Raw genomic sequence first — 24,798 nt, 5'->3', positions numbered from 1 at the left:
GCTACACCTTTATATTTGTTATTTTTCTAATTAGAAAGAATGAGAGTACGATTCCTGAAAGAAACAGGGCAAGAATAATCATCCCGGGTACAGTTTTTAATGAATCAGTAAATCCTTCTATTATATTGTTCATCATTAGTACAATGAAAATCGGCATTGCAGGGACAATGATGGAAATGTATCTCTGCTCAGAGGTCATAGTCTTAATCGTTTGATTTAGTATTTTCCGATCTTCGAGGGTATTGGACATAGATTCAAGGGTTGCCGCCAGGTTACCCCCTGTTTTCTTTTGGATGAGTATGGTCGCGATAAACAACTGGAACTCTCTGGACTTGTTTCTTTTTTGCATGGACCGCAGTGCAGTTTCCAGAGGAACCCCCAGCTTAAGCTCGTTTGCAATTCTTTTGAACTCATCCCCTGCAGGTGCTCCAACCTCTCTTGCCACCATTTCGATGCCCTGGTTTATCGTAAGACCGGACCTGGCCCCGTTTCCCAACAGCCGGCATATATCTGCAAGCTGGCTATTGAAGCGTTCCTCATATTTATTCTTCCGTAAATAGAATAATAGATAATGAGAAACAAACAGGATGACTGGGATCAATATAATGGTGATATTACCTGGAAGCTTAAAAATATTAAACAAGAGAACAAAAAGGACCAGTGCCCCAAGAATGTGGACCCCTATATATTCCGATGGAAGAAGAGCAATATTTGAACCTTGCAGTTTTAGTGCAAGGGGCTGTGACGCTTCTGACTTATCAAATCGATCTCCCAAGACGCTAAGTGAACTTTTCCTTTTTTGTTCTGGATACCACTCATTGACCTTTTGCTTCCATTCCCTTTTTTGATTCCGGTACCCCAGAAGGAAATAAAGGCCCCATATGAGGAGAAGAACAGCTAGGCTATAGAGTATGGAAACTGTCAATAGCTGCATGATCTGCGCCCTCCCGTCTGTGGAATAGGGTCTCGTCCATTTGAATACCATGTATTTTCAGTCGGTGCAGGCAACGCGGCACTATGCCGGTTGGTGTAAATTGTCCGATTACTTCACCGTTCTTACCAAGACCAGTTCGTTCAAAAGTAAAAATATCCTGTACTTCAATCTGGTTATGATCGTTGACAAACACTTCTGAAATATTCATGATTTTCCTTGTCCCGTCTGATAAACGTTCAGCCTGTACTATAAAGTCCAACGCTCCCACGATATATTCTCGGATAATATGAGTCGGGAGATCCATCCCCGCCATTACAACCATTCCTTCTACACGGCTTATCGCATCAGAAGGTGAATTGGCGTGGACTGTTGTAATAGATCCCTCGTGCCCGGTATTCATTGCCTGCAGCATGTCGAATGCTTCGGACCCCCTGACCTCACCGACTATGATTCGGTCGGGACGCATACGAAGGGCGTTTTTCACCAATTGACGAATCGATACTTCCCCCGTACCTTCCACATTCGCGGGACGCGCCTCCATCCCAACCACACTTGCACGGTTCAACCTTAATTCTGCAGAGTCTTCAATGGTGATGACCCGCTCTTTAATAGGGATTGATTTTGCCATTGCATTCAAGAGAGTTGTTTTACCGCTCCCCGTTCCTCCGGAAACAAGAATATTCATTTTTGCGCTGACAATGGATTCAAGGAAGAATGCCATCTCATTTGTGAAAGTGTTGTAGTTCATCAAGTCCTCCATCTCAAATGGAGTCTTCTTGAATTTCCTGATTGATATAAGTGTCCCATTTAAACTTATTGGAGGAATGACGGCATTGACACGGCTTCCATCTGGTAATCTTGCATCCACCATTGGGGAACTTTCATCGATACGCCTTCCCAATGGAGCAACTACACGATCAATGATATGTCGAACATGCTCTTCATTCTTGAACGATACATCCGACTTTTGAAGCTTTCCGTTTTTCTCAATGAAAACCTCCGAAGGTCCATTTACGAGAATCTCCGTTATGGTTTCATCCTTTAACAATCCTTCTAGAGGACCGAAACCTACACTTTCGTCTATCAATCTTGATAACATAGACTCTTTTTCATGGCTTGGTATGACCACTTTCTCCTCTGCCATGAATTGATTGACTACTCGTTCGATAGAAAGGCGGCGTTCACCTGATTGTAAACTGGTCAACTCTTCAAGGTTCGTCTCTGTCAGGAGTCTGGCCTTATAGTGTTCAACCAATTCATCTATATAGGGATTGGATGAGGATGTTTTTCCACCTTCATAGTTGTAATCTTTCTCGGGTTTTTTATCCTGCTTCCTTTGAAAGAGTGACATGTATCCACCTCCTTCTTTATTCATCTATTTTCTATTTCAACATTGAAGTAACCCATTTTTGTATATCTTTTGCAGGTGCCGTAAGTTTCTTCTCTTTTACTTCTTTCCTCAGCGGCTCTCCCTGATTAATGGCTGCTTGTACACCTTTAAGATCCCTTCGGATTTCAGCAGTTACAGGCAGGTCAATAAATCTTTCAATATCTTTTTTCGTTAATTCGTTTTCCCGACCGGTAAAATTCACCACCAGCTCCATTTGCTCGAGCGTTTGAGGCCCCAATCGTTTGAGCAAATCTTCAACATGTTTAAGGACCCTTATTGCGGGCGTATCAAGAGTCATGACGTAATATACGCGATCTGCCTCTTCCAGGGCTGTGTACGTCTTCACATCCATTGCAGAAGGCAAATCGATGATGATGAAGTCATAACATCTTTTACATGCCCTCAAAAGCCTTATGACAAAGTCTTCGTCCATTTTTTCTGCCATTTCGGCGTCCCTCGGACTGACGAGCACTTCTAACTTTGAATGTGTCTCGGTCTCTGAGATATTCTTTAAGTGATGCTCGTTTATTTCATTTATGACAGGAAGGAGATCGATTAAAGAGCGATTACTCTCAATTCCTAAATAGGTTTCAGCACCGCCGTACTGTAGGTTAAAGTCAATATGAATGACCTGGGCAGTAGACTCCAGTTTCAACGTCTGGGCAAAAGCCGTGCTCAAAAGCGTTTTACCGGCTCCTCCTTTGCCACTGTAAAAGGCGAAGATTTGACCCTTACCACGTTTATAATTCCCTGAAGAAACGGCTGTTTCGGACTTTGCTTGAGTGTTCTGAAGAGTAAAGTTGATTCTTTCTTTTATCGATGCTTCTTCTTCAGGTATGAGGATAAAATCCTCCACACCGGCACGGGTGGTTTCCCTTAATAGTTCGAAATCCTGCTCTTTATGTATATAAACCGCCGCTGTATCGGGAAAATCTCTTCTTAGCTCTTTTATTTTGATCGTTACTGGTATATTGGCATCCCCCTGGTAGAACACCACTACACTTGGTTCATATTTTCTGAGTTCTGTAGACCAGGAGTCTTCTGGTATAAACGTCAATTCATAAGATGTATTCAAAAGTTCAATTAAGGTACTCCTTAATTCATTCTCTTCTCCAATGAGGAATAGTTGATTTTCCTTACTCATAAGGTCCCTCCGTTATCTCTATGACTGTCTATTCTTGTTTTGGTTTTTCTTCAGGTTTTGCAGGCTTCTCACTCTTTGAATCTTCTTGTTTCGGCTGAGTTTCCTGTTTTGGTTCTTCTTTCTTTTCTGGCTGCGGCTCAGCTTTAGTCTCTTCTGCTTTTTCTGATTCGCCTACTTCAGACTTCTCCTGTTTACCTACATTGGCCTTGATTATCCGAAGGCTGTCGGCATAGTTTTGCATGTGGATCAGTTCAGGAGCTTTTTCCAATGAAACTTCCAGTTGCACTCCTTTGAACTCTTTATCTTTGTTTTTAGCAACCCTTGCTACTTTCACATCTTTCATGAAAACCGTTGTCTCTTCTTTATCATTGAAACGATGGGAAACGATGATATCTACACGGTCCAATGCTTCCAATTGTTCATCAAAGTAGACCCGCTCATTTTGCATTAAGGTAATTATTCTATTATTTTCATCAACTACTGATGAGGCTTGTTTCAGAATGTTTTTCGTAATCATATCACCTGCTGATAAAGGGACCACGGAAACTTTATTGACTAAGTCGTCGACATTTGTAACGTGATAATCTCTTAAAAACTTCTTGGGAATTTCTTCTGTTTTGACATTATCAGGGGTGATGAGGCTGCGGGATGCAATCTCTTTATCTGCCACGAAAATTTTTACGCTTGTCCCAAGATTGGTATTAAGTGCCTGAACTTTTTTCAATACCAAAAACCCTGCAGTCACTGCTAACAAAATGGATAAAACAATAAAAATAATAGCCTTCCTCTTCGATTCAAGCATTCACGATGTTCCTTTCTTTCTATAAGTGCATTTAATAGATTTTTAGGTTGTTACATAGTAAGGTGCCTTGGAAGCCGCTCTCCTCCTTCTAGTTGTATTTACGATTCAGATCAAGGTTCGATGTCAATCCCACCCATAAATGATACAAATGTATTACTTTTCAATATTTTGGAATTTAATCAACTCTTATTTACCACTAATTTCACGTTTAAAAACCTGATTGTCATATTTTGTTCATGATTTTTTCCTATATATTAATTATCATCGGATGCTACTAACGTCAATGAGTGCCAGGGATTGTCGAATTGTGTCTGTTAGTTTAGGACTAGAACCGCATTTTCTGATATGCGCTTACATGGGCATTAAGTTGCGAACACAAAGTCTTAATGTTAAAAAATCAACCGCTGAAGAAGTTGGCATCGTGGTAATTTTTAGGTGGTTTATTACAAATGTTAAATTTAGTAGGTAATTGTAATTATTTGTGAGGATATATGTTTCAAAATACCCCATACCATAAAGAAAGCTCCCCGACATTTTTCGGGGAGCTCTCTTCATATATTAAGATGGTTGTATTTCATTTGAAGACTATGCTTTTCAAGGTCAATTGTACTGCTTTCTCAAACTTTTCACCATTCCACTGCAGTCTATCTATTCGTTTAGAATAGTTTCGATTTCGTCCAGTAACCCTTCAGGTGAAACAACGGGCTCTCCTCCACCCTGAATGAAATCTTCTTTTCCTCCGCCTTTTCCGTTGATGATGGCGAAGATTTTTGGAGCGAGATCTTTTAAATTTTGGTGGGTTTGCTTTCCTTTTGCTCCGACAACTTGAAGCTTGTCACCATTTTGGACTGTAAGAAATACAACCGTTTCTTCATTGTCAGCTATGATCTCTCGGGCCAGTTGTTGAAGCTCCTGGACGGGACGATTTTGGCAGGCGCCTTTGACAAGGTTTGCACCCTTTGGAAGTGCGATTGCTTTACCTTGAAGTTCTTTCGCTTCATACTTCATAAGCTCCTTCTTCAATTCTTCCATTTGCTTTTCTTGGATTTTGACTTTATCAATCAGCTGATGGGCTGCTTCTTTCATCTTTTCCTGAGGGGATTGAAGCAGGGCTGTCAGTTCCTTTATCACTTCATTCTTTTGATGAAGCTGTCCGAGGACCCGGTCCCCGCACACAAACTGGAGGCGGATGTGTCCTTTATGCTTCTCCCAGCCGAGTATTTTGATCGCTCCCACTTCTGATGTTGAGCGTGGATGCGTCCCCCCGCACCCGTTGTAGTCAAAGTCGGGGATGATGACCAGACGTACATCATCGGAAACCGCCAGCTCTTTTCGGAGCGGATACGCGGCCGCTTCTTCTCCCGTCATCCATTTCGTTTCGATCGGACGCCCTTCCCGGATCAAGCGATTGGCCAATTCTTCTGCTTTGCAGGCATCTTCATATGTAATCTTTTCAACAGCCAGATCGATTGTCAGGAATTCTTTTCCCAAATGAAAGCTGATCGTTTCATATCCGAGATTTTCTGCAAAAGCTGCGGATAGGATATGCTGGCCGGCATGCTGCTGCATATGATCAAAACGTCTGTTCCAATCTATTTCTCCCATGGCTTTTCCAGGGAGTGTTTCGAAAGGTCTCTCTATATAATGCCGGATTTCCCCGGCAGTCTCTTCTACATTCACCACAGGGATGCCGTTAAGGACTCCTTCATCAAACGGCTGTCCCCCGCCAGTCGGGTAGAAAGCCGTCTGTTCCACTACGACATACCAGCGGCCGTCTTCCTCCTGCCCCTGATGGTTGATGGTCGTTTCGAATGTTGTTAGGTAAGCATCTTCGTAATATAACTTCGTCGTCATAGAATTCCCTTTCCTCTCCTTTTTCTATTACTTTATCATATCCACCGCAGAGGGCCCGAATACAAACACCTCTCACCTCATAAAATAACAGGAATTCCAGTGCAAATAATGGGTCAACCCTTATGAAATCAACGTGAAAAGGTGGAATATGAATCTGGGCAGAGTGGGCATTACCACACTGGCCGACGCCCCTGAAGCGCCTGACAACTCACTTGCCCTCGGCTGGCAGTACGGTATCGATGCAGAGGCATGTAATATCGATACGAATTTATTCGATAGAGATCTGTTCGACGTCCTATGGCAGCCATAAATTCCTGTGCTCAACTAAAAAATACATGCAGCTAACCGTTAAGGCTGGCTGCATGTATTTTTATTTAATATTGTTTAAGCGTCTCGACAAGCATATTCCAAAACTTATCATGATGGAGTTTCAGGGCCACATTAACATTCGGCTCCCTGCCGGTCACCCCATGCAAATCCACCAATGTCATACCATAGGTTAGTTCCCCTTTTGTCTCGATATCCACTCTCAGTTTCTTTGTCTCCACGACGGTGGGGTCGATACAGTAGGCCACGCTGCACACGTCATGGACAGGCGGATGCTCGAAGCCGAAAAATTCTAAGTATGTCTTCCGGAAATAGCTCAATAAATCACTGACGAAATTCGCAGCCGGATTGCCTATTTCCCCAATGCGGCTGCAGACTTCATGATCCGCAAGTGCCTGATGAGTCAAATCCAGCCCCATCATTGTGATCGGTACGCCGCTCTCAAATACCACCTTGGCCGCATCGGCGTCTACATAAATATTGAATTCTGCTGCCGGTGTCCAGTTGCCGAACGTCCCGCCGCCCATGATAACGATTTCCTGGATCTTGGAAAGGATGGCCGGTTCCCTTCTCATCGCCATGGCGATATTCGTCAGGGGGCCGACCGGGACAAGCGTGATATCCCCGTCAGATTCCATCAATTTACCTATGATGAAATCCACGGCATGTTCATCTTCAGCCTCTTTTTCTGGTTCTGGAAGTATCGGCCCATCCATGCCGGAGTCCCCGTGGATATCAGCCGCTGTTTCCCGTTTGCGGATAAGGGGCTGACTGCTCCCCTTGTGAACCGGGATATCTACTATCCCTGCAATCTCACATACTTTCAGTGCATTCAGTGTTGTCTTCTCCAATTCTGCATTTCCCGCCACGGTCGTAATGCCGATGAGATCAATCGCTTCATTTCCTGCTGCAAGCAGGATCGCAATCGCATCGTCGTGTCCGGGATCGCAATCAAGGATGATCTTTCGTTTCATACTGTTCTGCATAGAAGTTACCACCTTTTCGCTAGTCTGGATGTTCTTTAATACGCGACTCCCTTGCGGGTATGTGTTTTTTCAAATTCAGACGGATCCGGATCGAAATATTTCTCGTTGAAATCCGCTACAAATTTATCGTCCTTTATATAGCCGGACCCCCACGTCGGATCCATCGTCAGCCACTTGCCGTCCACGTTCGCTTCAACCCATGCATGACGCTGAGGCCACCAGCCGCCGCGTGCCATCCCTTCTACAAATCTTGCTTCAATATCGCTTGCCCTTAAGAGAGCGACGGCCAGGTAGGCGTAGTCCTGACACACACCCGTTTTTTCTTCAAGCGTCTTCAACGCGCTGTCATCCCATTCAAATTCTGAGTTTTCCAGCTTATCTACATCATAACTAACATTTTTGGCTGTGTAATCATAGATGGCCTTCACCTTATCACGGTCGGTCTTCTTTCCTTCCGTCAGCTTCTGTGCCAGTTCTTCAATCTTTGGATCATCGGACTCCACCCCCCTTGAAGGCAGAAGGTCACGTTCATCCTCGCCGGTCGACTCCACTTCAAACTTGGCAAATCCGTAGAACCTGAAGGAGTCACTGTTTTCTTCCTTGATTTCCGGCACGCTCAAGGTCACTTCATATGTACCCGGACCGAAACGTAGATAGAAGGAGTCGTCAAAGGTGAAGTCCTCCACTGGAATGACATCGAGTGCCTCATCCTCTCCTTTTTTCGTTGTCACATAAATGTGGTCGGTTTCAGGCCCGAACTCCGCTTTCGGATCAATCGTCCCTTTTACCGTATACAACCCGTCAGATTCCTCGCCTCCGTATTGGGGAGATTCCAATGTGACCCCGCGCTCCATGTACGTGTTGGAATAATCAATCGGACTCATTGTACGATCGGATTCGTTATCAATCAGAAGACTCGTTGCCGTCTGATAGTAATTCTCACGTTCCTCATCAGGAACGAGCACCTCGAGTTCATGAACCCCTTTTCCATAAAATAAAGGGACATCATAGGAAAACGTGCCATCCTCGACCGGAATGACATGCGTCCACGTTTCACTGTCCTTCCTTAATTTCAGCATGATGGTATCATCTTCTGTCAGCTCGCCCGCTTTTCCCTGAAGCACAAACACTTCATTCCCCTTCATGTAGCTTGAATCGACTCTCACTTCCATACCGGCGTCTCGTCCAAACGGGGTATACGTTACATCCCGCTTCTTCTCAGGATTCACATTATGGACGGTGAAAGATGCCGTATCGTAAAAATAGTTCTCCTGATCCTTGCTCGGAAGCTGCACCTTCACGCTGTATTCACCTTCGCCGTTGAAGAAATGAATGGCCTGCTTGAACTTCCCGTCTTCAATCGGCGTGTAATACTCAAGCTGATCCCCGGCCGGTCCTTCTTCCTTGGAACGGACTTTGATCCAGGCGTAGTCGGATTTTAAACCGTAATGCTTCTCAATCGTCCCTTTGATCACCACTTCCCCATTCGCTGCGAATTCCTTGTTTGAAGGTTCATCCAATGTCACACCGATTTCCTCGCTGTAGGAAGTCAGCTCGATCGGCTCGAGCTCAAGCTCACTGTTTTTCTCTTTTACAAGCTTTTCGTATTTATCTTCCTCTTTCTTCTCTTCTTTTTTTGCTTCCGAGTCAGCAGAACTGCTGCAGGCTGACAGGAACATCATGCTAGCCATGAAGCAAAGTATCATGACAGCAATCGGGTTTTTAACATTCATGGGATTCTCCTCCAGGCTCTTCTCCGTTATGTATGATCTCTTCTTTTATGTACGGTTTAGACAAAATTTGGTTCCTGATGCTTTTTTACCATTTTAACTCTTATGGTAAACCTGTTTGCGAGGTATTTTTTGGAAAAACAAAAAGGTCTCTCATCTATACAGATGAGAGACCTTTTATTAGCGAATGATGCTAAAGGGATATCCCCTTTATTACATCATGCCGCCCATTCCACCCATGCCGCCCATGCCAGACATATCCGGCATGCCGCCGCCTTCTTCAGGAATGTCCGCTACTACTGCTTCAGTAGTCAAGAACATTGCTGCAACGGATGCTGCGTTTTGAAGTGCAGAACGAGTAACCTTAGTTGGATCAACGATACCTTTTTCGACCATGTTCACCCATTCGCCAGTTGCTGCGTTGAATCCTACACCCACTTCTTCTTTCTTCAGGCGTTCTACGATGATAGAACCTTCAAGTCCTGCGTTGTGAGCGATTTGACGGATTGGCTCTTCAAGTGCGCGAAGCACGATGTTGATACCAGTTGCAACGTCTGCGTCAGCTTCGATTGAAGCGACTTTGTTGTATACGTTCACAAGGGCAGTACCACCACCAGAGACGATTCCTTCTTCAACTGCTGCGCGAGTAGAGTTCAATGCGTCTTCGATGCGCAGTTTGCGCTCTTTAAGCTCAGTTTCAGTTGCAGCTCCAACTTTCACGACTGCTACACCGCCAGCAAGCTTAGCAAGGCGTTCTTGTAATTTTTCTTTATCGAATTCAGAAGTAGACTCTTCGAATTGAGCACGGATTTGGTTCACGCGCGCTGCAATCTTTTCTGGATTTCCAGAACCTTCTACAACTGTTGTGTTTTCTTTTGTTACGACAACTTTCGCTGCGCGACCTAGTTGAGTCACGTTTGCAGATTTAAGGTCTAAGCCTAAATCTTCAGTGATGACTTCACCGCCAGTAAGGATGGCAAGGTCTTCAAGCATTGCTTTACGACGGTCACCGAATCCAGGTGCTTTAACAGCCACCGCATTGAATGTTCCGCGAAGTTTGTTCACAACTAATGTTGCAAGTGCTTCACCTTCAACATCTTCAGCAACGATCAACAATGGCTTGCCTTGTTGTACCACTTGCTCAAGAACAGGAAGTACTTCCTGGATGTTTCCGATTTTCTTATCCGTGATCAAGATGTATGGATTCTCAAGAACCGCTTCCATCTTGTCAGAGTCTGTAACCATGTATGGAGAAGCATATCCGCGGTCGAATTGCATACCTTCCACGACGTCAAGCTCAGTTGTGAATCCTTTGGATTCTTCGATTGTGATGACACCATCGTTACCAACGCGCTCCATTGCTTCAGCGATCAGTTGGCCTACTTCTTCGTCAGCAGCAGAGATTGCAGCAACTTGAGCGATTGAATCTTTTCCTTCAATTGGCTTTGAAATTGCTTTTAATTCTTCAACAGCTGTTTGAACAGCAGCTTCGATCCCTTTACGTACGCCGACTGGGTTAGCACCAGCAGTTACGTTTTTAAGACCTTCGCGGATCATTGCCTGTGCAAGAACCGTTGCAGTCGTTGTACCGTCACCGGCAATTTCGTTTGTTTTGCTTGCTACTTCAGCAACAAGTTTAGCACCCATATTTTCGAATGCATCTTCAAGTTCGATTTCTTTCGCAATTGTCACACCGTCATTTGTGATAAGCGGTGAACCGTATTTCTTCTCAAGTACCACGTTGCGTCCTTTTGGTCCAAGAGTTACTTTTACTGCGTTTGCTAATTGATCTACTCCGCGAAGCATGGAACGGCGTGCTTCTTCGCTAAATTTAATTTCCTTAGCCATATTCAAAGTCCTCCTCTTATTGTGTAAAGTATTGTTTTATATTCAGTTAGTTAATTATTCGCCAACAACAGCCAGAATGTCACTGTCACGAAGGATCAGATATTCTGCGCCTTGGTATTTCACTTCTGTACCAGCATATTTACTGAAGATGATTCGATCGCCGACAGACACCTCAAGAGCAACGCGCTCACCGCTGTCAAGAACGCGACCTGTACCTACAGCAACAACTTTACCTTCCTGCGGCTTTTCCTTTGCGGAGTCCGGAAGAACGATACCGCTTGCTGTTTTTTCTTCTGATTCGACTAGCTCGATAACGACGCGATCACCTAGTGGTTTTAACAAGTGAAACAACCTCCTTGAAATTATGTAAATAGTTTTTTATTAGCACTCGTTCACTGTGAGTGCTAACACAATTATTATAATAATTAATTCGTTTTCATTTTGCAAGAGTCCTGCTTAAAATTTTTTTCGTCATTTTCCTCCTTTTTTCACACCTCTCTATACTATGTCCGGGTTTGTCTTTGTATTCCTGATTCTACTTTAATTGTGGCCCGTTGATTTCCGCTGCAGGCGCTCACTTTCCGCGTAGAGTCAAGGTATGATTTATAATAGAAATGACGTATCATCGTTCAGGAAAATGTGAAATAAATATGACAACACCCCTACTATTTGAACACTCCCCGATTTCTTAGTAGAATTGAACAAGATGACGATTAAAGGAGACGAAACGTTGAAAAAACATTTTGGATATATATTGATCGCGTATATTGTGATGCAGCTATCGAGTATTATCGGAGTTCCGCTTCTTTATAAAATCGGGACTGATGTACTTGGAGAGCCCGCGGATCAGGTAAAGCAGCTTGTTCCGGGGTATTGGCTGATGATCAGCTTTACGTTGACCCTGATTGTGGTATGGGCCATCCTTAGGAAAAGTGAAACAAGCACGCGGCTTGAGCGAAGCGCCCCTCTTCATGCAGGAAGCTCCATCGGGTGGGCGATTGCGGGGATCTTCATCGCTTTCTTTGCCCAATCCATTGCCATCCAGATTGAATTTGCACTAGGGATTGAAATGGGCTCTGAAAATACACAGATGATCATCGGGATCATCGAGAAGGTGCCATTGACGATGCTTGTCGCGGCTGTGATCGGGCCGATCCTGGAAGAGATCGTTTTCAGGAAGATCATCTTCGGAGTCCTTTATGAAAAGATGAATTTCTTCTTTGCGGCACTGGTCAGTTCAATTATTTTCGCCCTTGCCCACTTCGAACCGGAGCATGTCATTCTGTATTCAGCCATGGGCTTTACATTCGCTTTCCTATATGTAAAAACCAAAAGAATACTCGTGCCAATTTTTGCTCATGTGGCGATGAATACATCTGTCGTTCTAATACAATCTATCTATAAGGACGAAATTCAAAAGATCATGAAAGAAGCTGAACAAATTCAAGGATTTATTGGAGGATTGTTTTTATGAGAAGATCACCGCTTTTCTCTGGAGTGATCTATCTCCTGCTCGGAATACTTTTCACATACTTCGCAATTCAGAATGTAAGAGATGATGGTTGGGGATTTTTCACTTATATGCTGGTCTTTCTGGCTACCCTGGACTTCGGATCGGGGCTTAGGATGGTCATGATTCATTTCAAGATCAGGAAACAACTTGATAATAAAAAATAAGGATTGGTCCCTGTGGGATCAATCCTTATTTATATCTTCTTCGTATAATTCCATTTCAAGCTTCTGTTCCGCTTCTAGCACCTTTTTATATCCGATCTTCGAAATCCATATGCTGATTTCATAAAGGATGAATAAAGGCACGGTCACCATCAAGTGAGAAACGATGTCCGGCGGCGTGATGAAAGCTGCGATGACCAGCAAAATGAAGTAAGCAACCTTACGTACTTTTGCCATCATCATCGGAGTGATGATTCCTAGTCTCGTTAAGAACAACATCGCGACAGGCAGCTGGAATAATAGCCCGAATGGAATGGTCAGTTGAAACAAGAAATGAAAATATTCGTTTATCCCGATTACTTGTTGAATTTCAAGACTATCAGACAACGTCATCATGAACTCCACGACATACGGGAATAAAATGAAGTAAGAAAAAGATAGTCCGCCTAGAAATAATAACAGCGAGATCGGAATATAGCTAAGGGTCACTTTACGCTCCGTTTCATATAATCCTGGACTGATGAATGACCAGACCTGGAATAATATGAGCGGTGCAGTGAGGATCAGCGAAATGAATACCATCATTTCCATGTAAATCTTAAGTGGGTCTGTCAGACGAAAAGCATTCATCGTAAGCTCTTTCGCTTCATCTGCATGCTGCAGATATCGAATCAGCGGTTCTGCGAGAAAGAAGCTTGCTACAAACGCTAACAAGAAGAAAACGACTACAATCATGAGTCGTTTTTGCAATTCTCCTATATGTTCATACATTGTCATATCTTTTTGAGTTTGACTCATGGCATTCATCCTACTCTACTTAGCACTTTTGTTCTTATCGTCGTCGTCATCTGCTAAGCCTTTTGTTGCGTTTTTAAACTCACGTAATGTATTACCGAAAGCTTTCCCTAATTCAGGCAATTTCTTTGGGCCGAAAACTAGTAAAGCGACAATTAAAATGATTATGAGGCTACCTGGACCTACTGGCATAATGAGACACCTCCTCTTGTACTCTTCTATCATAACGTAAAGCAACAGAATTTTCTATTCCGTTATAATTCCATCTTGTGACATTTCCGTGTCATCTTCAGAATAATGCTTTAAAAAGTAAACCAGTGATTGCAATTCAACCGCAAGATCAATATGATGAACCCGGATATGATCCGGTACCGTCAGCCTTGCCGGCGTAAAATTGAGGATTCCCTTGATTTTTGAAGAGACCAATCTGTCTGTGATGTTTTGAGCAGAAGAAGCCGGCACAGTCAGGATCGCCACTTCGATATTCTGATCCTCAAGCTTTTCTTCCAGGTCATCAAGGTGGAAGACCGGTACATCGCCGACCTGCGTGCCCACTTTTGACTCATCGACCTCGAACGCCATCTCGATCTTCGTATTATTGTTTTTTATAAAATTATAATTAAGGAAGGCAGTTCCCAGATTCCCGACACCAATCAGCACGACCTTTGTCAGTGCATCCTGATCCAGCGTCTTTCTGAAAAACGAGAGTAGATAGTTAACATTATATCCATAACCCTTTTTCCCTAATGCACCGAAATAGGAAAAGTCCCTGCGGATGGTGGCCGAATCAACCTTCACTGCTTCACTTAATTCCTTCGATGACACCCTCTGCTTGCCAGATGAGTATAAATTCTTGATAAAACGGTAATAAAGCGGAAGCCGCTTAGCCGTTGCCTGTGGAATTTTCGTTGTATCCTGATTCATATTGCATTCCCCCACATCTATTCAAAGCCCATTACATTGGTCGTCCACGCATCTGTGAACGCTTCCAAAAATAACAGATAACATTTTTTTCTCGTCCCATACTCATCATACACTATATTCTATCCCATATGTGTGAAGATTAATAGTCATTCATAGACATGTATGATTGCCGTTTTCCTCTCAAATACGGTACACTAGCACTATGAAATAGAGGTGAAACGTCATGATTCTACTACAAGTGAATCAACTTAGCAAAAACTTTGGTGCAGATAATATCTTATCGAACATAAAACTTGAAATACAGACAAGGGACCGGGTCGCACTCGTCGGCCGCAACGGTGCGGGCAAATCAACTCTTTTAAAAATAATTGCAGGACAGTTATCGTACGACGGTGGTGAAATCACGAAGCCTAAAGGCGTATCGATCGGTTACCTCGCCCAAAACACAGGACTCGAATCCGATCTATCGATTTGGGATGAAATGCTGACTGTATTCGAAGGGCTCCGTGCCCAGGAGAAACAGCTGCGTGCTCTTGAGAAAAAGATGGCCGACCCTTCAGTCTACGAAGATGCAGACGTTTATCAGCGTGTGTTAAAAGAATATGATGAGCTTCAAGTAAGCTTCAAAGAATCCGGAGGCTACCAATACGAAGCAGACATCCGGTCCGTTCTCCACGGCTTGAACTTCGCAGATTTTGACTATGAAACGAAAATCTCCACGTTAAGCGGAGGTCAGAAAACCCGCCTTGCACTGGGTAAGCTGCTCTTGACCAAGCCTGATATTCTCATCCTTGATGAACCGACCAACCATCTTGATATCGAGACCCTATCCTGGCTTGAAACCTACCTGCAAAGCTACGAAGGCGCTGTACTGATTGTTTCTCACGACCGTTATTTCCTAGACAGCGTCGTCAATCAAGTGTATGAAATCTCCCGTAAACGGAGTAAGAAATTCGTAGGAAACTACAGTAAATACCTTCAGCAAAAAGCAGAAGACTACGAAAAAGATGTCAAACTCTATGAACGCCAGCAGCAGGAAGTCGCGAAGCTTGAAGATTTCATCCAGCGTAACATCGCCCGTGCCTCAACGACGAAAATGGCACAGAGCCGCCGAAAAAAGCTGGAGCGCATGGATTTGATGGACAGGCCGCTGGGAGATGAAAAATCCGCCTCCTTCTCATTCGGAATCGACCGCCAAAGCGGAAATGATGTACTGAAAGTAAACGATCTTTCAATTGGGTATGAGAAAGATGAAAACATCTCCAGCCATATCGATTTCTCTGTAAAAAAAGGGGACAGCATTGCACTCGTCGGTCCCAACGGAATCGGAAAGTCCACCTTGCTTAAAACACTGGTGAATAAGCTTGAGCCTCTGTCAGGAGATTTTAAATTCGGCTCAAATGTATCCATCAGCTACTACGATCAGGAACAAGCCGATCTGTCATCAAACAAAACCGTCCTCAATGAACTATGGGATGAATACCCGATGAAAAACGAGAAGGAAATCCGGACTGTCCTCGGCAACTTCCTTTTCTCAGGCGAAGACGTTCTGAAGCCGGTTTCTACCTTAAGTGGAGGGGAAAAAGCCAGACTCGCTCTTTCAAAACTGATGATGGAAAAAGGAAATGTCCTGATTCTCGATGAGCCAACCAACCATCTTGATCTCGACAGTAAAGAAGTGCTGGAAAATGCACTCATCGATTATCCCGGCACCATTTTGTTTGTGTCCCACGATCGTTATTTCATCAACAGGATCGCGACCAAAGTGCTTGAACTCTCTAAAAATGGTTCGACCGAATACCTTGGAGACTATAATTATTATATGGAAAAGCTGCGACAGCAAGAAGAGCTTGCCGCATTGGAACAAGCCGAAAAAGGACAGCCTTCAACCGGCTCTTCAACTCCGCAGAAACAAAACCATAAAATTGATAAAGAAGCGAAAAAGCTTGAGCGTCAGCGTAGAAGAAGAGTAGAAGAAATCGAAGGTCAAATGGAAGCTCTTGAAGCTGTCATCGAAGAACAGGAAGAACTGCTTTGTGACCCGGACATATTCCAGGATCACGAAAAAGTCCAGGAGATCAATGACAAACTCAATTCTTCCAAAGAAGAACTCGATGAGCTGCTCGAAGAATGGACAGAATTAGAGGAGCTTCTCCAAGAAGAACAGTAATCCACAGGTTTGGATAACACCCCGTTATCCAAACCTTTCTTATTCCACATCAATATCCACAGACCAAATGTTGATTAAACGTTATTCACAAGAGTTTTCCACATTATCCACAGAGTAACTCACAGTTATACACATTTCACCACTGAATTACCCATACTTTTTTCACAAGGTGTTCACAACAATTCAATAGTTATTAACAACTTATCCACAGACTGTTGATAAAAACATATGTTCGTTAAGACAATTACTATTCATTCCTCAACTTCTCACGTTCTTCATATCCTTTGTCACGGGCTTTCTCGCGATTTTCATACCCCTTATTTCTTAATTCCTCACGATATTCATAAGCGGTATTTCTGGCATATTCCCGAAGAGAATATCCCCTATCCCTAATCAATTCCCTGACATCATAAAAATCTTCATCCACCTTACTTTCTAAATACATCGATAGGTCAAGTAATCTGTTCTCTTCGTCTTGAGCTAAGTCAACCATCTTCGTTTCTTGATCGAAGAGCTCCCCAACCCGTTCAGTCTCACTCTTGAAATATTTATCCACATTTTCATTTTCCCAATCAAACCATTCATCAATTAACCGGTTTTTTTCTTTCTCAAAGAAATCATCAAACTCCTGCTTTGATTTAACCGTCTCATACTTTCCTTTTCCTGCCTCCGCAACCTGCTTCAAAGCTTTCTGGCCGTCATTATCCACATCAAAACCGATGATATTGACAATGGCGGCAATGTCTGAGTCATTTAGCTCCTGTGCTTTCGCAACGGGATCCCCGTCACAGGTCTCCACTCCATCACTTACTACATATACAATATTTTCAACATTTTCTCCAGTTTGCTTTTTTAAGTCCTCACCCGCTGAATGAATAGAAGCTGCAAGAGGGGTCCAGCCTGCTGGTGAAAAACTGGAAAGTGCTTGGTTAAATCGCTCCTTTTCATAGGCTGCAAGGGGATACACCACTTCTGAGCTGCCACAGGAAAGCTCTTTATCACTGTTATCGCCGGTTCCTTTATGTCCATACACACGCAGCGATACATTAACTTGCTCAGGAAGACTGGAAACGAATGATTGAATCGAATCCTTTGCCAGTTCCATCTTTGTCTTGCTTCCTATTTTCCCATTCATACTGCCACTGGAATCAAAGAGTATGGACACATTGACTTGCTTCCCACCAGGCATATCTGTAGTAGATTCCCCTGGAACTGTGCTCGCCTCTTCATAACTGATGTCCACTCCATCAAAGAATTCCTTGAAGCCTTGATAGTCTTCCGCAGTCAACGCCAGTAGACTTTGAAAATACTCTTCTTTGGTCAGATCCTTCGGCAGTTTATCGAGCTGTGCTTTTACCTTGTCTTCATTATACTGTTCCCCAGAATATTTACCTGGAGGCTGAACTAATACATCTTCAACCGTTGTTGACGTGTAGTCCTCCCTATTAAGCTCCTCTTTCTTTTCTTCCGACTGCTTGTGTTCTACAGCCTTCTCGGAATCTGTGTTATTAACAGGTTCATTCTCTGAACAACCTGTTAATAACAAGAGGGCTGATGCAAAAACAAACAAGATCCTTTTTCTCATATTTACCTCCTCAACCACTTTCATTCTATTTCCTGTTTAACAACTACCCCATGTTCTCATGATTTACTCTCTCTTTAAAGGTAAATTTTTACTATTATGAAAACGCACAGCGTTTGTTGCTAGTAGAACTTTAAGTTACCCACAAGAATTACACAATAAAAAAGAGGCCGTCTCCAAAAGGTTAATTTACATTAACCTTTAAGACAGCCTCTATTAAATCTCTCAGAAATTCTCAATATCCAACCCTGGATGAGCATTCATCGCCATATCGCCTCTTTTACCTTGCTCAAACAAAACCGTTCCTGCAGCAGCAATCATCGCTGCATTGTCTGTACATAGAGATAATGGCGGGATAATCAGTTCTGTTTCCAGCTCTTTAAATGCTTCTTCCAAAGCAGAACGCAGCCCTTTATTAGCTGCGACTCCGCCCGCTACTAACAATTGTTCCACATTATATTCTTTTACCGCTCTTACTGTCTTAGTTACTAACACATCGATCACACTCGCCTGGAAGCTTGCAGCAAGATCTTGTGGATAAATCGTTTTGCCTTTTTGCTTCGCATTGTGCAGAGTGTTGATAACTGCTGATTTCAAACCGCTGAAGCTGAAATCATATGAGCCTTCTTCGAGCCAGGCCCTTGGAAGGTTCAGCGTCGGCTCACCTTCATGGGCCAGCCGATCGATATGTGGACCTCCCGGATAAGGAAGATTCAACGTTCTCGCTACCTTATCATAAGCTTCACCTGCAGCATCATCACGCGTTTCCCCGATGACCTCAAAGGAACCATGCTCCTTCATCAGAACAAGCTCCGTGTGGCCGCCTGAAACAACCAGAGATAAGAGAGGGAACATCATTTCTTTTACCAAACGATTCGCATAGATATGGCCGGCAATATGATGAACGCCTACCAACGGCTTATTATGAGCAAACGCAAGAGCCTTGGCAGCATTGACACCAATCAGAAGCGCTCCAACTAATCCGGGACCTTCCGTAACCGCAATGCAATCGATCTCTTCCATTGTCATGCCTGCCTGTTCCAATGCCTCTTCCAAGACAAATGTCACCTGCTCTACGTGGTGACGCGAAGCAATTTCCGGAACCACACCGCCAAAACGTTTATGACTTTCAATTTGAGAAGAAACAATATTCGTCACAATCTCGGTACCATTTTTAATGATGGCCACCGCTGTTTCATCACAACTCGTTTCTATACCTAACACATACGTATCTTTTTTCATAAATTCACCCACATCACTAAAGCATCTTCTTGATTATCTGAATAATACCGTTTCCGGATTCCGCCGTCCTGAAAACCCATCTTTCTATACAGGCCTTGTGCAGCCTTATTGCTCACCCTGACTTCAAGGGTCATCACACGCGCCCCGACCTTTTTTGAAATCTCCATGATTTTCTGCATCAATGCCTCGCCCAGACCCTGTCCCCTGTAATCAGGAAGCACCGCCACGTTGGTGATATGAGCTTCATCCACTACAAGCCAGACACCGCAGTAACCGGCTACATGTTCCCCGTCTTCCGCAACGAGATACGTTGACAAATGATTCTGTTCAATTTCGTTGTAGAAGGCCTCCCGGCTCCAGGGGATACTGAACGAACGATGCTCGATCTCCATCACCGCATCCAAATCATCAACCGTCATAAACCGAATTTCCATACTTCAAACGATCCTTCTTCTCACTTAAGAGTTTTTTTGAGACTCTAACCATTTCACTTCCGCCTCAGCTAAGCGAATATAATTAGGCACGACTTCATGAGCCGTATTTTCTTGTAATTCCGCCCCTATGAACGCAAGCTCTGAGGGACGAGGATTATTGCTCACAAAAGGAGCAACCTTTGCCTGATCACCAAGTACTTCTTTTATCGTTTCCTCATGAATGCTTACATCATTTCCGACAAACAGTATCTCACCGTCATACTCTTTAAGCTTATTCGCCCAGTCAGCGAGTAACATATTCCGGTCCTCTTCCACCTGTTTGATTTGATCTCCTTCAAACTTATATAACCCCGTATACACCTGGCCTCTTCTCGCATCAAATATTGGAACTATATAACCGTTAAAATACCTCCCCGAAGCAGCAAGCACAGCCAAGCTCGATACGGGGATAAGTGGGATATCCAGCGACCACGCGAGCGTCTTTGCAAGCGTAACCCCGATACGGACACCTGTATACGATCCAGGTCCATTGGCCACCACAATCTTCGTCAATTCTTTTGGTTCCGTCTCACATTCTTTCAAAAGCTGCTCAACGGCAGGCATGGCCCTCACTGAATGATTTCTCTTAAAATTGGTGATATACTCTCCAACCACTTTCCCCTCTTCAATTAACGCCACCCCTAGCGGATAATTGGAGGTATCAATCGATAATATTTTCATGAAATAATCTCCTTACATAACTCATTATACCTTTCCCCGTAAGGCTTTAACACAATCCTGCGCGTTGTATCGCCTTCTCTGTAAATCGACAAGCTCAACAGTTCGCTCGGAAGCTGGTCTTCGATCAAATGCGCCCACTCGACGACCGTCACGCCCTCACCTTCGAAATACTCATCAAACCCCAAGTCTTCAAAGGAATCATCCAGGCGGTATACATCCATATGATAAAAAGGCAGACGCCCTTTATATTCTTTAATGATCGTAAACGTAGGGCTATTCACCGTCTTCTTTACTCCAAGCCCTTTCGCAAGACCTTTTGTAAATGTCGTCTTCCCGGCACCTAAATCACCTTCTAATGTTATCACATCTCCAGCCTGAAGGTAATTGGCCAATCTTTCTGCAAATGCCCCGGTCTCCTCAGGAGTATTCGTTATCATTTCAAACTGATCCATATTTATCTCCTCAACTTAAGTAGAGTATAAAAAACCCTTAGGATAGCACCTAAGGGACAATGTATATATGTAGTTTACCCTTTTTGGGGTATTTGAGTAAAGTGCAGGTGGAAGGATGTTAGAAAAAACGAATATCTTATGCGTTTTCTTTAACTTTATATAATTTATATATGGAATAATGATGACTTAATACGATTCCTTTGTCCCTGCCCCTCATCACTCAAGAACACAGCTCTTTAAGACAAAATAAAAAAACGAAACCAAAGTTTCGTTTACGTGTAAAGTAATGGCGGTCTGGACGGGACTCGAACCCGCGACCTCCTGCGTGACAGGCAGGCATTCTAACCAACTGAACTACCAGACCAAAGTTTTTTGCGTAAGCAAAATAACTGTCCATTTGCGTAAGCAAAATATTCATCCATCGGTCACCCGTTAGGATACATATTCACTTTACAAAAATGGTATTGCGGGGACAGGATTTGAACCTGCGACCTTCGGGTTATGAGCCCGACGAGCTACCGAACTGCTCCACCCCGCGACGATAAGATTGGTAATATATAGATTATACCACACTATATGTCACCGATGTTAGATTGTGCAAAAAAAATTTCATATCCGCCTGGCGACGTCCTACTCTCACAGGGGGAGAGCCCCCAACTACCATCGGCGCTGAAGAGCTTAACTTCCGTGTTCGGCATGGGAACGGGTGTGACCTCTTCGCCATAATCACCAGACGAATATTCAATTGAAGGTTTGTTCCTTCAAAACTAGATAAAGGATTGATGTCAAGATTACCGGTATTGCCGCTTGTGTTCATTTAAAAATGACTCTTTGTGGTTAAGTCCTCGATCGATTAGTATCAGTCAGCTCCACATGTCACCATGCTTCCACCTCTGACCTATCTACCTAGTCATCTTCTAGGGATCTTACTCACATAAAGTGATGGGAAATCTCATCTCGAGGGGGGCTTCATGCTTAGATGCTTTCAGCACTTATCCCTTCCGCACATAGCTACCCAGCGATGCCTTTGGCAAGACAACTGGTACACCAGCGGTGCGTCCATCCCGGTCCTCTCGTACTAAGGACAGCTCCTCTCAAATTTCCTGCGCCCACGACGGATAGGGACCGAACTGTCTCACGACGTTCTGAACCCAGCTCGCGTACCGCTTTAATGGGCGAACAGCCCAACCCTTGGGACCGACTACAGCCCCAGGATGCGATGAGCCGACATCGAGGTGCCAAACCTCCCCGTCGATGTGGACTCTTGGGGGAGATAAGCCTGTTATCCCCGGGGTAGCTTTTATCCGTTGAGCGATGGCCCTTCCATGCGGAACCACCGGATCACTAAGCCCGACTTTCGTCCCTGCTCGACTTGTAGGTCTCGCAGTCAAGCTCCCTTGTGCCTTTACACTCTGCGAATGATTTCCAACCATTCTGAGGGAACCTTTGGGCGCCTCCGTTACTCTTTAGGAGGCGACCGCCCCAGTCAAACTGCCCACCTGACACTGTCTCCCACCCCGATAAGGGGCGCGGGTTAGAATTTCAATACAGCCAGGGTAGTATCCCACCAACGCCTCCACCGAAGCTGGCGCTCCGGCTTCCAAGGCTCCTACCTATCCTGTACAAGCTGTACCAAAATTCAATATCAGGCTACAGTAAAGCTCCACGGGGTCTTTCCGTCCTGTCGCGGGTAACCTGCATCTTCACAGGTACTATAATTTCACCGAGTCTCTCGTTGAGACAGTGCCCAGATCGTTACGCCTTTCGTGCGGGTCGGAACTTACCCGACAAGGAATTTCGCTACCTTAGGACCGTTATAGTTACGGCCGCCGTTTACTGGGGCTTCGATTCGCACCTTCGCTTGCGCTAAGCACTCCTCTTAACCTTCCAGCACCGGGCAGGCGTCAGCCCCTATACTTCGCCTTACGGCTTCGCAGAGACCTGTGTTTTTGCTAAACAGTCGCCTGGGCCTATTCACTGCGGCTCTTCGAGGCTATGCACCTCAAAGAGCACCCCTTCTCCCGAAGTTACGGGGTCATTTTGCCGAGTTCCTTAACGAGAGTTCTCTCGCTCACCTTAGGATTCTCTCCTCGCCTACCTGTGTCGGTTTGCGGTACGGGCACCTTTTTCCTCGCTAGAGGCTTTTCTTGGCAGTGTGGAATCAGGAACTTCGCTACTATAATTCGCTCGCTATCACAGCTCAGCCTTCGCGATGATGGGATTTGCCTCATCATCAGCCTAACTGCTTAGACGCACATATCCAGCAGTGCGCTTACCCTATCCTCCTGCGTCCCCCCATTGCTCAAACGGAAAAGAGGTGGTACAGGAATATCAACCTGTTGTCCATCGTCTACGCCTATCGGCCTCGACTTAGGTCCCGACTAACCCTGAGCGGACGAGCCTTCCTCAGGAAACCTTAGGCATTCGGTGGATGGGATTCTCACCCATCTTTCGCTACTCATACCGGCATTCTCACTTCTAAGCACTCCACCAGTCCTTACGGTCTGACTTCACTGTCCTTAGAACGCTCTCCTACCACTGACACCTAGAGGTGTCAATCCACAGCTTCGGTGATACGTTTAGCCCCGGTACATTTTCGGCGCAGAGTCACTCGACCAGTGAGCTATTACGCACTCTTTAAATGGTGGCTGCTTCTAAGCCAACATCCTGGTTGTCTAAGCAACTCCACATCCTTTTCCACTTAACGTATACTTTGGGACCTTAGCTGGTGGTCTGGGCTGTTTCCCTTTCGACTACGGATCTTATCACTCGCAGTCTGACTCCCATGGATAAGTCTTTGGCATTCGGAGTTTGTCTGAATTCGGTAACCCGATGAGGGCCCCTAGTCCAAACAGTGCTCTACCTCCAAGACTCTTACACATGAGGCTAGCCCTAAAGCTATTTCGGAGAGAACCAGCTATCTCCAAGTTCGATTGGAATTTCTCCGCTACCCACACCTCATCCCCGCACTTTTCAACGTGCGTGGGTTCGGACCTCCATCCAGTGTTACCTGGACTTCATCCTGGACATGGGTAGATCACCTGGTTTCGGGTCTACGACCACATACTCATTCGCCCTATTCAGACTCGCTTTCGCTGCGGCTCCGTCTCATCGACTTAACCTTGCATGGGATCGTAACTCGCCGGTTCATTCTACAAAAGGCACGCCATCACCCGTTAACGGGCTCTGACTACTTGTAGGCACACGGTTTCAGGTTCTCTTTCACTCCCCTTCCGGGGTGCTTTTCACCTTTCCCTCACGGTACTGGTTCACTATCGGTCACTAGGTAGTATTTAGCCTTGGGAGATGGTCCTCCCAGCTTCCGACGGGATTTCACGTGTCCCGCCGTACTCAGGATCCACTCAAGAGGGAACGAAGTTTCAACTACAGGGTTGTTACCTTCTTTGACGAGCCTTTCCAGACTTCTTCGTCTACTCCGTTCCTTTGTAACTCCGTATAGAGTGTCCTACAACCCCAAGAGGCAAGCCTCTTGGTTTGGGCTACATCCCGTTTCGCTCGCCGCTACTCAGGGAATCGCATTTGCTTTCTCTTCCTCCAGGTACTTAGATGTTTCAGTTCCCTGGGTCTGCCTTCCATACTCTATGTATTCAAATATGGATATTGTTCCATTACGAACAATGGGTTCCCCCATTCGGAAATCTCCGGATCAAAGCTCACTTACAGCTCCCCGAAGCATATCGGTGTTAGTCCCGTCCTTCATCGGCTCCTAGTGCCAAGGCATCCACCGTGCGCCCTTCATAACTTAACCGAATTGGTTGTTACATAAGGT

At 44.7% G+C, this 24,798-nt stretch carries 21 protein-coding genes, 2 tRNA genes and 2 rRNA genes; 4 read left to right on the top strand and 21 right to left on the bottom strand.

Going from position 1 to position 24,798, the window contains the following annotated elements:
* Position 1 precedes the first annotated feature (1 nt).
* The 5 genes from ACUXV2_RS00160 to ACUXV2_RS00140 form a co-directional block, all read right to left on the bottom strand.
* Positions 2-934: a type II secretion system F family protein gene (locus ACUXV2_RS00160; RefSeq protein ID WP_446245055.1), complete on the bottom strand. Its 933-nt coding sequence runs from the start codon at positions 932-934 to the stop codon at positions 2-4.
* Positions 903-2,285 (bottom strand): CpaF family protein, encoded by a 1,383-nt coding sequence (locus ACUXV2_RS00155; RefSeq protein ID WP_446245054.1) that lies wholly within the window; start codon positions 2,283-2,285, stop codon positions 903-905. The genes ACUXV2_RS00160 and ACUXV2_RS00155 overlap by 32 nt, the downstream gene beginning before the upstream one ends.
* Before the next feature lie 31 nt (positions 2,286-2,316).
* The gene (locus tag ACUXV2_RS00150) at positions 2,317-3,468 is read right to left on the bottom strand and encodes an AAA family ATPase (RefSeq protein ID WP_446245053.1); all 1,152 of its coding nucleotides are present in this window, start codon (positions 3,466-3,468) and stop codon (positions 2,317-2,319) included.
* A 28-nt stretch (positions 3,469-3,496) separates the two neighbouring features.
* The gene (gene cpaB / locus ACUXV2_RS00145; protein WP_446245052.1) at positions 3,497-4,270 is read right to left on the bottom strand and encodes a Flp pilus assembly protein CpaB; all 774 of its coding nucleotides are present in this window, start codon (positions 4,268-4,270) and stop codon (positions 3,497-3,499) included.
* Positions 4,271-4,918: 648 nt separating this feature from the next.
* Positions 4,919-6,124, bottom strand: a complete 1,206-nt coding sequence (locus ACUXV2_RS00140) for an alanyl-tRNA editing protein (RefSeq protein WP_446245051.1) — start codon at positions 6,122-6,124, stop codon at positions 4,919-4,921.
* 148 nt (positions 6,125-6,272) lie between these two features.
* Here ACUXV2_RS00140 and ACUXV2_RS00135 point away from each other — a divergent pair, with 148 nt between their 5' ends.
* Positions 6,273-6,434: a hypothetical protein gene (locus tag ACUXV2_RS00135; RefSeq protein ID WP_446245050.1), complete on the top strand. Its 162-nt coding sequence runs from the start codon at positions 6,273-6,275 to the stop codon at positions 6,432-6,434.
* A 64-nt stretch (positions 6,435-6,498) separates the two neighbouring features.
* Here ACUXV2_RS00135 and ACUXV2_RS00130 read toward each other — a convergent pair whose 3' ends face one another.
* From ACUXV2_RS00130 to groES, 4 genes are all read right to left on the bottom strand, one after another.
* On the bottom strand, positions 6,499-7,437 hold the full coding sequence (locus ACUXV2_RS00130) for a nucleoside hydrolase (RefSeq protein WP_446245049.1): 939 nt from the start codon (positions 7,435-7,437) through the stop codon (positions 6,499-6,501).
* A gap of 35 nt (positions 7,438-7,472) precedes the next feature.
* Positions 7,473-9,170 (bottom strand): transglutaminase domain-containing protein, encoded by a 1,698-nt coding sequence (locus tag ACUXV2_RS00125; protein ID WP_446245048.1) that lies wholly within the window; start codon positions 9,168-9,170, stop codon positions 7,473-7,475.
* Positions 9,171-9,380: 210 nt separating this feature from the next.
* On the bottom strand, positions 9,381-11,015 hold the full coding sequence (gene groL / locus ACUXV2_RS00120) for a chaperonin GroEL (protein ID WP_446245047.1): 1,635 nt from the start codon (positions 11,013-11,015) through the stop codon (positions 9,381-9,383).
* A gap of 54 nt (positions 11,016-11,069) precedes the next feature.
* Complete coding sequence (gene groES, locus ACUXV2_RS00115; protein WP_175986508.1) at positions 11,070-11,357, bottom strand: co-chaperone GroES; 288 nt, start codon at positions 11,355-11,357, stop codon at positions 11,070-11,072.
* A gap of 388 nt (positions 11,358-11,745) precedes the next feature.
* Here groES and ACUXV2_RS00110 point away from each other — a divergent pair, with 388 nt between their 5' ends.
* Complete coding sequence (locus tag ACUXV2_RS00110; RefSeq protein ID WP_446245046.1) at positions 11,746-12,489, top strand: CPBP family intramembrane glutamic endopeptidase; 744 nt, start codon at positions 11,746-11,748, stop codon at positions 12,487-12,489.
* Entirely contained in the window at positions 12,486-12,692 is a 207-nt protein-coding gene (locus tag ACUXV2_RS00105) for a YdiK family protein (protein ID WP_446245045.1), read from the top strand. Before ACUXV2_RS00110 ends, ACUXV2_RS00105 begins: the two co-directional genes overlap by 4 nt.
* Positions 12,693-12,710: 18 nt before the next feature.
* On the opposite strand, the gene tatC is transcribed toward ACUXV2_RS00105, so the two are convergent.
* From tatC to ACUXV2_RS00090, 3 genes are read right to left on the bottom strand one after another with little or no spacing between them, the layout of a single operon-like run.
* Entirely contained in the window at positions 12,711-13,487 is a 777-nt protein-coding gene (gene tatC, locus ACUXV2_RS00100) for a twin-arginine translocase subunit TatC (protein ID WP_446245044.1), read from the bottom strand.
* A 15-nt stretch (positions 13,488-13,502) separates the two neighbouring features.
* Positions 13,503-13,676, bottom strand: coding sequence for a twin-arginine translocase TatA/TatE family subunit (locus ACUXV2_RS00095; RefSeq protein WP_175986501.1), 174 nt, complete (start codon positions 13,674-13,676; stop codon positions 13,503-13,505).
* A 54-nt stretch (positions 13,677-13,730) separates the two neighbouring features.
* Complete coding sequence (locus tag ACUXV2_RS00090) at positions 13,731-14,408, bottom strand: redox-sensing transcriptional repressor Rex (RefSeq protein WP_175986500.1); 678 nt, start codon at positions 14,406-14,408, stop codon at positions 13,731-13,733.
* Positions 14,409-14,631: 223 nt separating this feature from the next.
* Here ACUXV2_RS00090 and ACUXV2_RS00085 point away from each other — a divergent pair, with 223 nt between their 5' ends.
* Entirely contained in the window at positions 14,632-16,578 is a 1,947-nt protein-coding gene (locus tag ACUXV2_RS00085; protein ID WP_446245043.1) for an ABC-F family ATP-binding cassette domain-containing protein, read from the top strand.
* A 247-nt stretch (positions 16,579-16,825) separates the two neighbouring features.
* Here ACUXV2_RS00085 and ACUXV2_RS00080 read toward each other — a convergent pair whose 3' ends face one another.
* From ACUXV2_RS00080 to ACUXV2_RS00040, 9 genes are all read right to left on the bottom strand, one after another.
* Entirely contained in the window at positions 16,826-18,163 is a 1,338-nt protein-coding gene (locus tag ACUXV2_RS00080) for a VWA domain-containing protein (protein ID WP_446245042.1), read from the bottom strand.
* Between the two features lie 222 nt (positions 18,164-18,385).
* Positions 18,386-19,402: a tRNA (adenosine(37)-N6)-threonylcarbamoyltransferase complex transferase subunit TsaD gene (tsaD, locus tag ACUXV2_RS00075; RefSeq protein WP_446245041.1), complete on the bottom strand. Its 1,017-nt coding sequence runs from the start codon at positions 19,400-19,402 to the stop codon at positions 18,386-18,388.
* Entirely contained in the window at positions 19,399-19,836 is a 438-nt protein-coding gene (gene rimI / locus ACUXV2_RS00070) for a ribosomal protein S18-alanine N-acetyltransferase (protein ID WP_446245040.1), read from the bottom strand. The genes tsaD and rimI overlap by 4 nt, the downstream gene beginning before the upstream one ends.
* A 24-nt stretch (positions 19,837-19,860) precedes the next feature.
* On the bottom strand, positions 19,861-20,556 hold the full coding sequence (gene tsaB / locus ACUXV2_RS00065) for a tRNA (adenosine(37)-N6)-threonylcarbamoyltransferase complex dimerization subunit type 1 TsaB (RefSeq protein WP_446245039.1): 696 nt from the start codon (positions 20,554-20,556) through the stop codon (positions 19,861-19,863).
* Positions 20,553-21,008, bottom strand: a complete 456-nt coding sequence (gene tsaE, locus ACUXV2_RS00060; RefSeq protein ID WP_446245038.1) for a tRNA (adenosine(37)-N6)-threonylcarbamoyltransferase complex ATPase subunit type 1 TsaE — start codon at positions 21,006-21,008, stop codon at positions 20,553-20,555. The genes tsaB and tsaE overlap by 4 nt, the downstream gene beginning before the upstream one ends.
* A 287-nt stretch (positions 21,009-21,295) precedes the next feature.
* Positions 21,296-21,372 (bottom strand) — tRNA-Asp (locus tag ACUXV2_RS00055).
* A 100-nt stretch (positions 21,373-21,472) separates the two neighbouring features.
* Positions 21,473-21,546, bottom strand: a tRNA-Met gene (locus ACUXV2_RS00050).
* A gap of 79 nt (positions 21,547-21,625) precedes the next feature.
* Positions 21,626-21,742 (bottom strand): 5S ribosomal RNA (gene rrf, locus ACUXV2_RS00045).
* Between the two features lie 99 nt (positions 21,743-21,841).
* Positions 21,842-24,777: ribosomal RNA gene (locus tag ACUXV2_RS00040) — 23S ribosomal RNA — on the bottom strand.
* Positions 24,778-24,798: the final 21 nt, after the last annotated feature.

The sequence above is a fragment of the Rossellomorea sp. NS-SX7 genome (genome assembly GCF_052828565.1).
This window is presented reverse-complemented; position numbering and strand designations above follow the sequence as displayed.

Coding starts and splice junctions, on each gene's coding strand:
- tsaB (WP_446245039.1), bottom strand. CDS start 20,556: ATGAAAATATTATCGATTGATACCTCCAATTATCCGCTAGGGGTGGCG.
- ACUXV2_RS00095 (WP_175986501.1), bottom strand. CDS start 13,676: ATGCCAGTAGGTCCAGGTAGCCTCATAATCATTTTAATTGTCGCTTTA.
- ACUXV2_RS00085 (WP_446245043.1), top strand. CDS start 14,632: ATGATTCTACTACAAGTGAATCAACTTAGCAAAAACTTTGGTGCAGAT.
- ACUXV2_RS00090 (WP_175986500.1), bottom strand. CDS start 14,408: ATGAATCAGGATACAACGAAAATTCCACAGGCAACGGCTAAGCGGCTT.
- ACUXV2_RS00160 (WP_446245055.1), bottom strand. CDS start 934: ATGCAGCTATTGACAGTTTCCATACTCTATAGCCTAGCTGTTCTTCTC.
- ACUXV2_RS00150 (WP_446245053.1), bottom strand. CDS start 3,468: ATGAGTAAGGAAAATCAACTATTCCTCATTGGAGAAGAGAATGAATTA.
- groL (WP_446245047.1), bottom strand. CDS start 11,015: ATGGCTAAGGAAATTAAATTTAGCGAAGAAGCACGCCGTTCCATGCTT.
- cpaB (WP_446245052.1), bottom strand. CDS start 4,270: ATGCTTGAATCGAAGAGGAAGGCTATTATTTTTATTGTTTTATCCATT.
- tatC (WP_446245044.1), bottom strand. CDS start 13,487: ATGAGTCAAACTCAAAAAGATATGACAATGTATGAACATATAGGAGAA.
- ACUXV2_RS00105 (WP_446245045.1), top strand. CDS start 12,486: ATGAGAAGATCACCGCTTTTCTCTGGAGTGATCTATCTCCTGCTCGGA.
- tsaD (WP_446245041.1), bottom strand. CDS start 19,402: ATGAAAAAAGATACGTATGTGTTAGGTATAGAAACGAGTTGTGATGAA.
- ACUXV2_RS00125 (WP_446245048.1), bottom strand. CDS start 9,170: ATGAATGTTAAAAACCCGATTGCTGTCATGATACTTTGCTTCATGGCT.
- ACUXV2_RS00080 (WP_446245042.1), bottom strand. CDS start 18,163: ATGAGAAAAAGGATCTTGTTTGTTTTTGCATCAGCCCTCTTGTTATTA.
- ACUXV2_RS00155 (WP_446245054.1), bottom strand. CDS start 2,285: ATGTCACTCTTTCAAAGGAAGCAGGATAAAAAACCCGAGAAAGATTAC.
- rimI (WP_446245040.1), bottom strand. CDS start 19,836: ATGGAAATTCGGTTTATGACGGTTGATGATTTGGATGCGGTGATGGAG.
- ACUXV2_RS00140 (WP_446245051.1), bottom strand. CDS start 6,124: ATGACGACGAAGTTATATTACGAAGATGCTTACCTAACAACATTCGAA.
- tsaE (WP_446245038.1), bottom strand. CDS start 21,008: ATGGATCAGTTTGAAATGATAACGAATACTCCTGAGGAGACCGGGGCA.
- ACUXV2_RS00130 (WP_446245049.1), bottom strand. CDS start 7,437: ATGCAGAACAGTATGAAACGAAAGATCATCCTTGATTGCGATCCCGGA.
- ACUXV2_RS00135 (WP_446245050.1), top strand. CDS start 6,273: ATGAATCTGGGCAGAGTGGGCATTACCACACTGGCCGACGCCCCTGAA.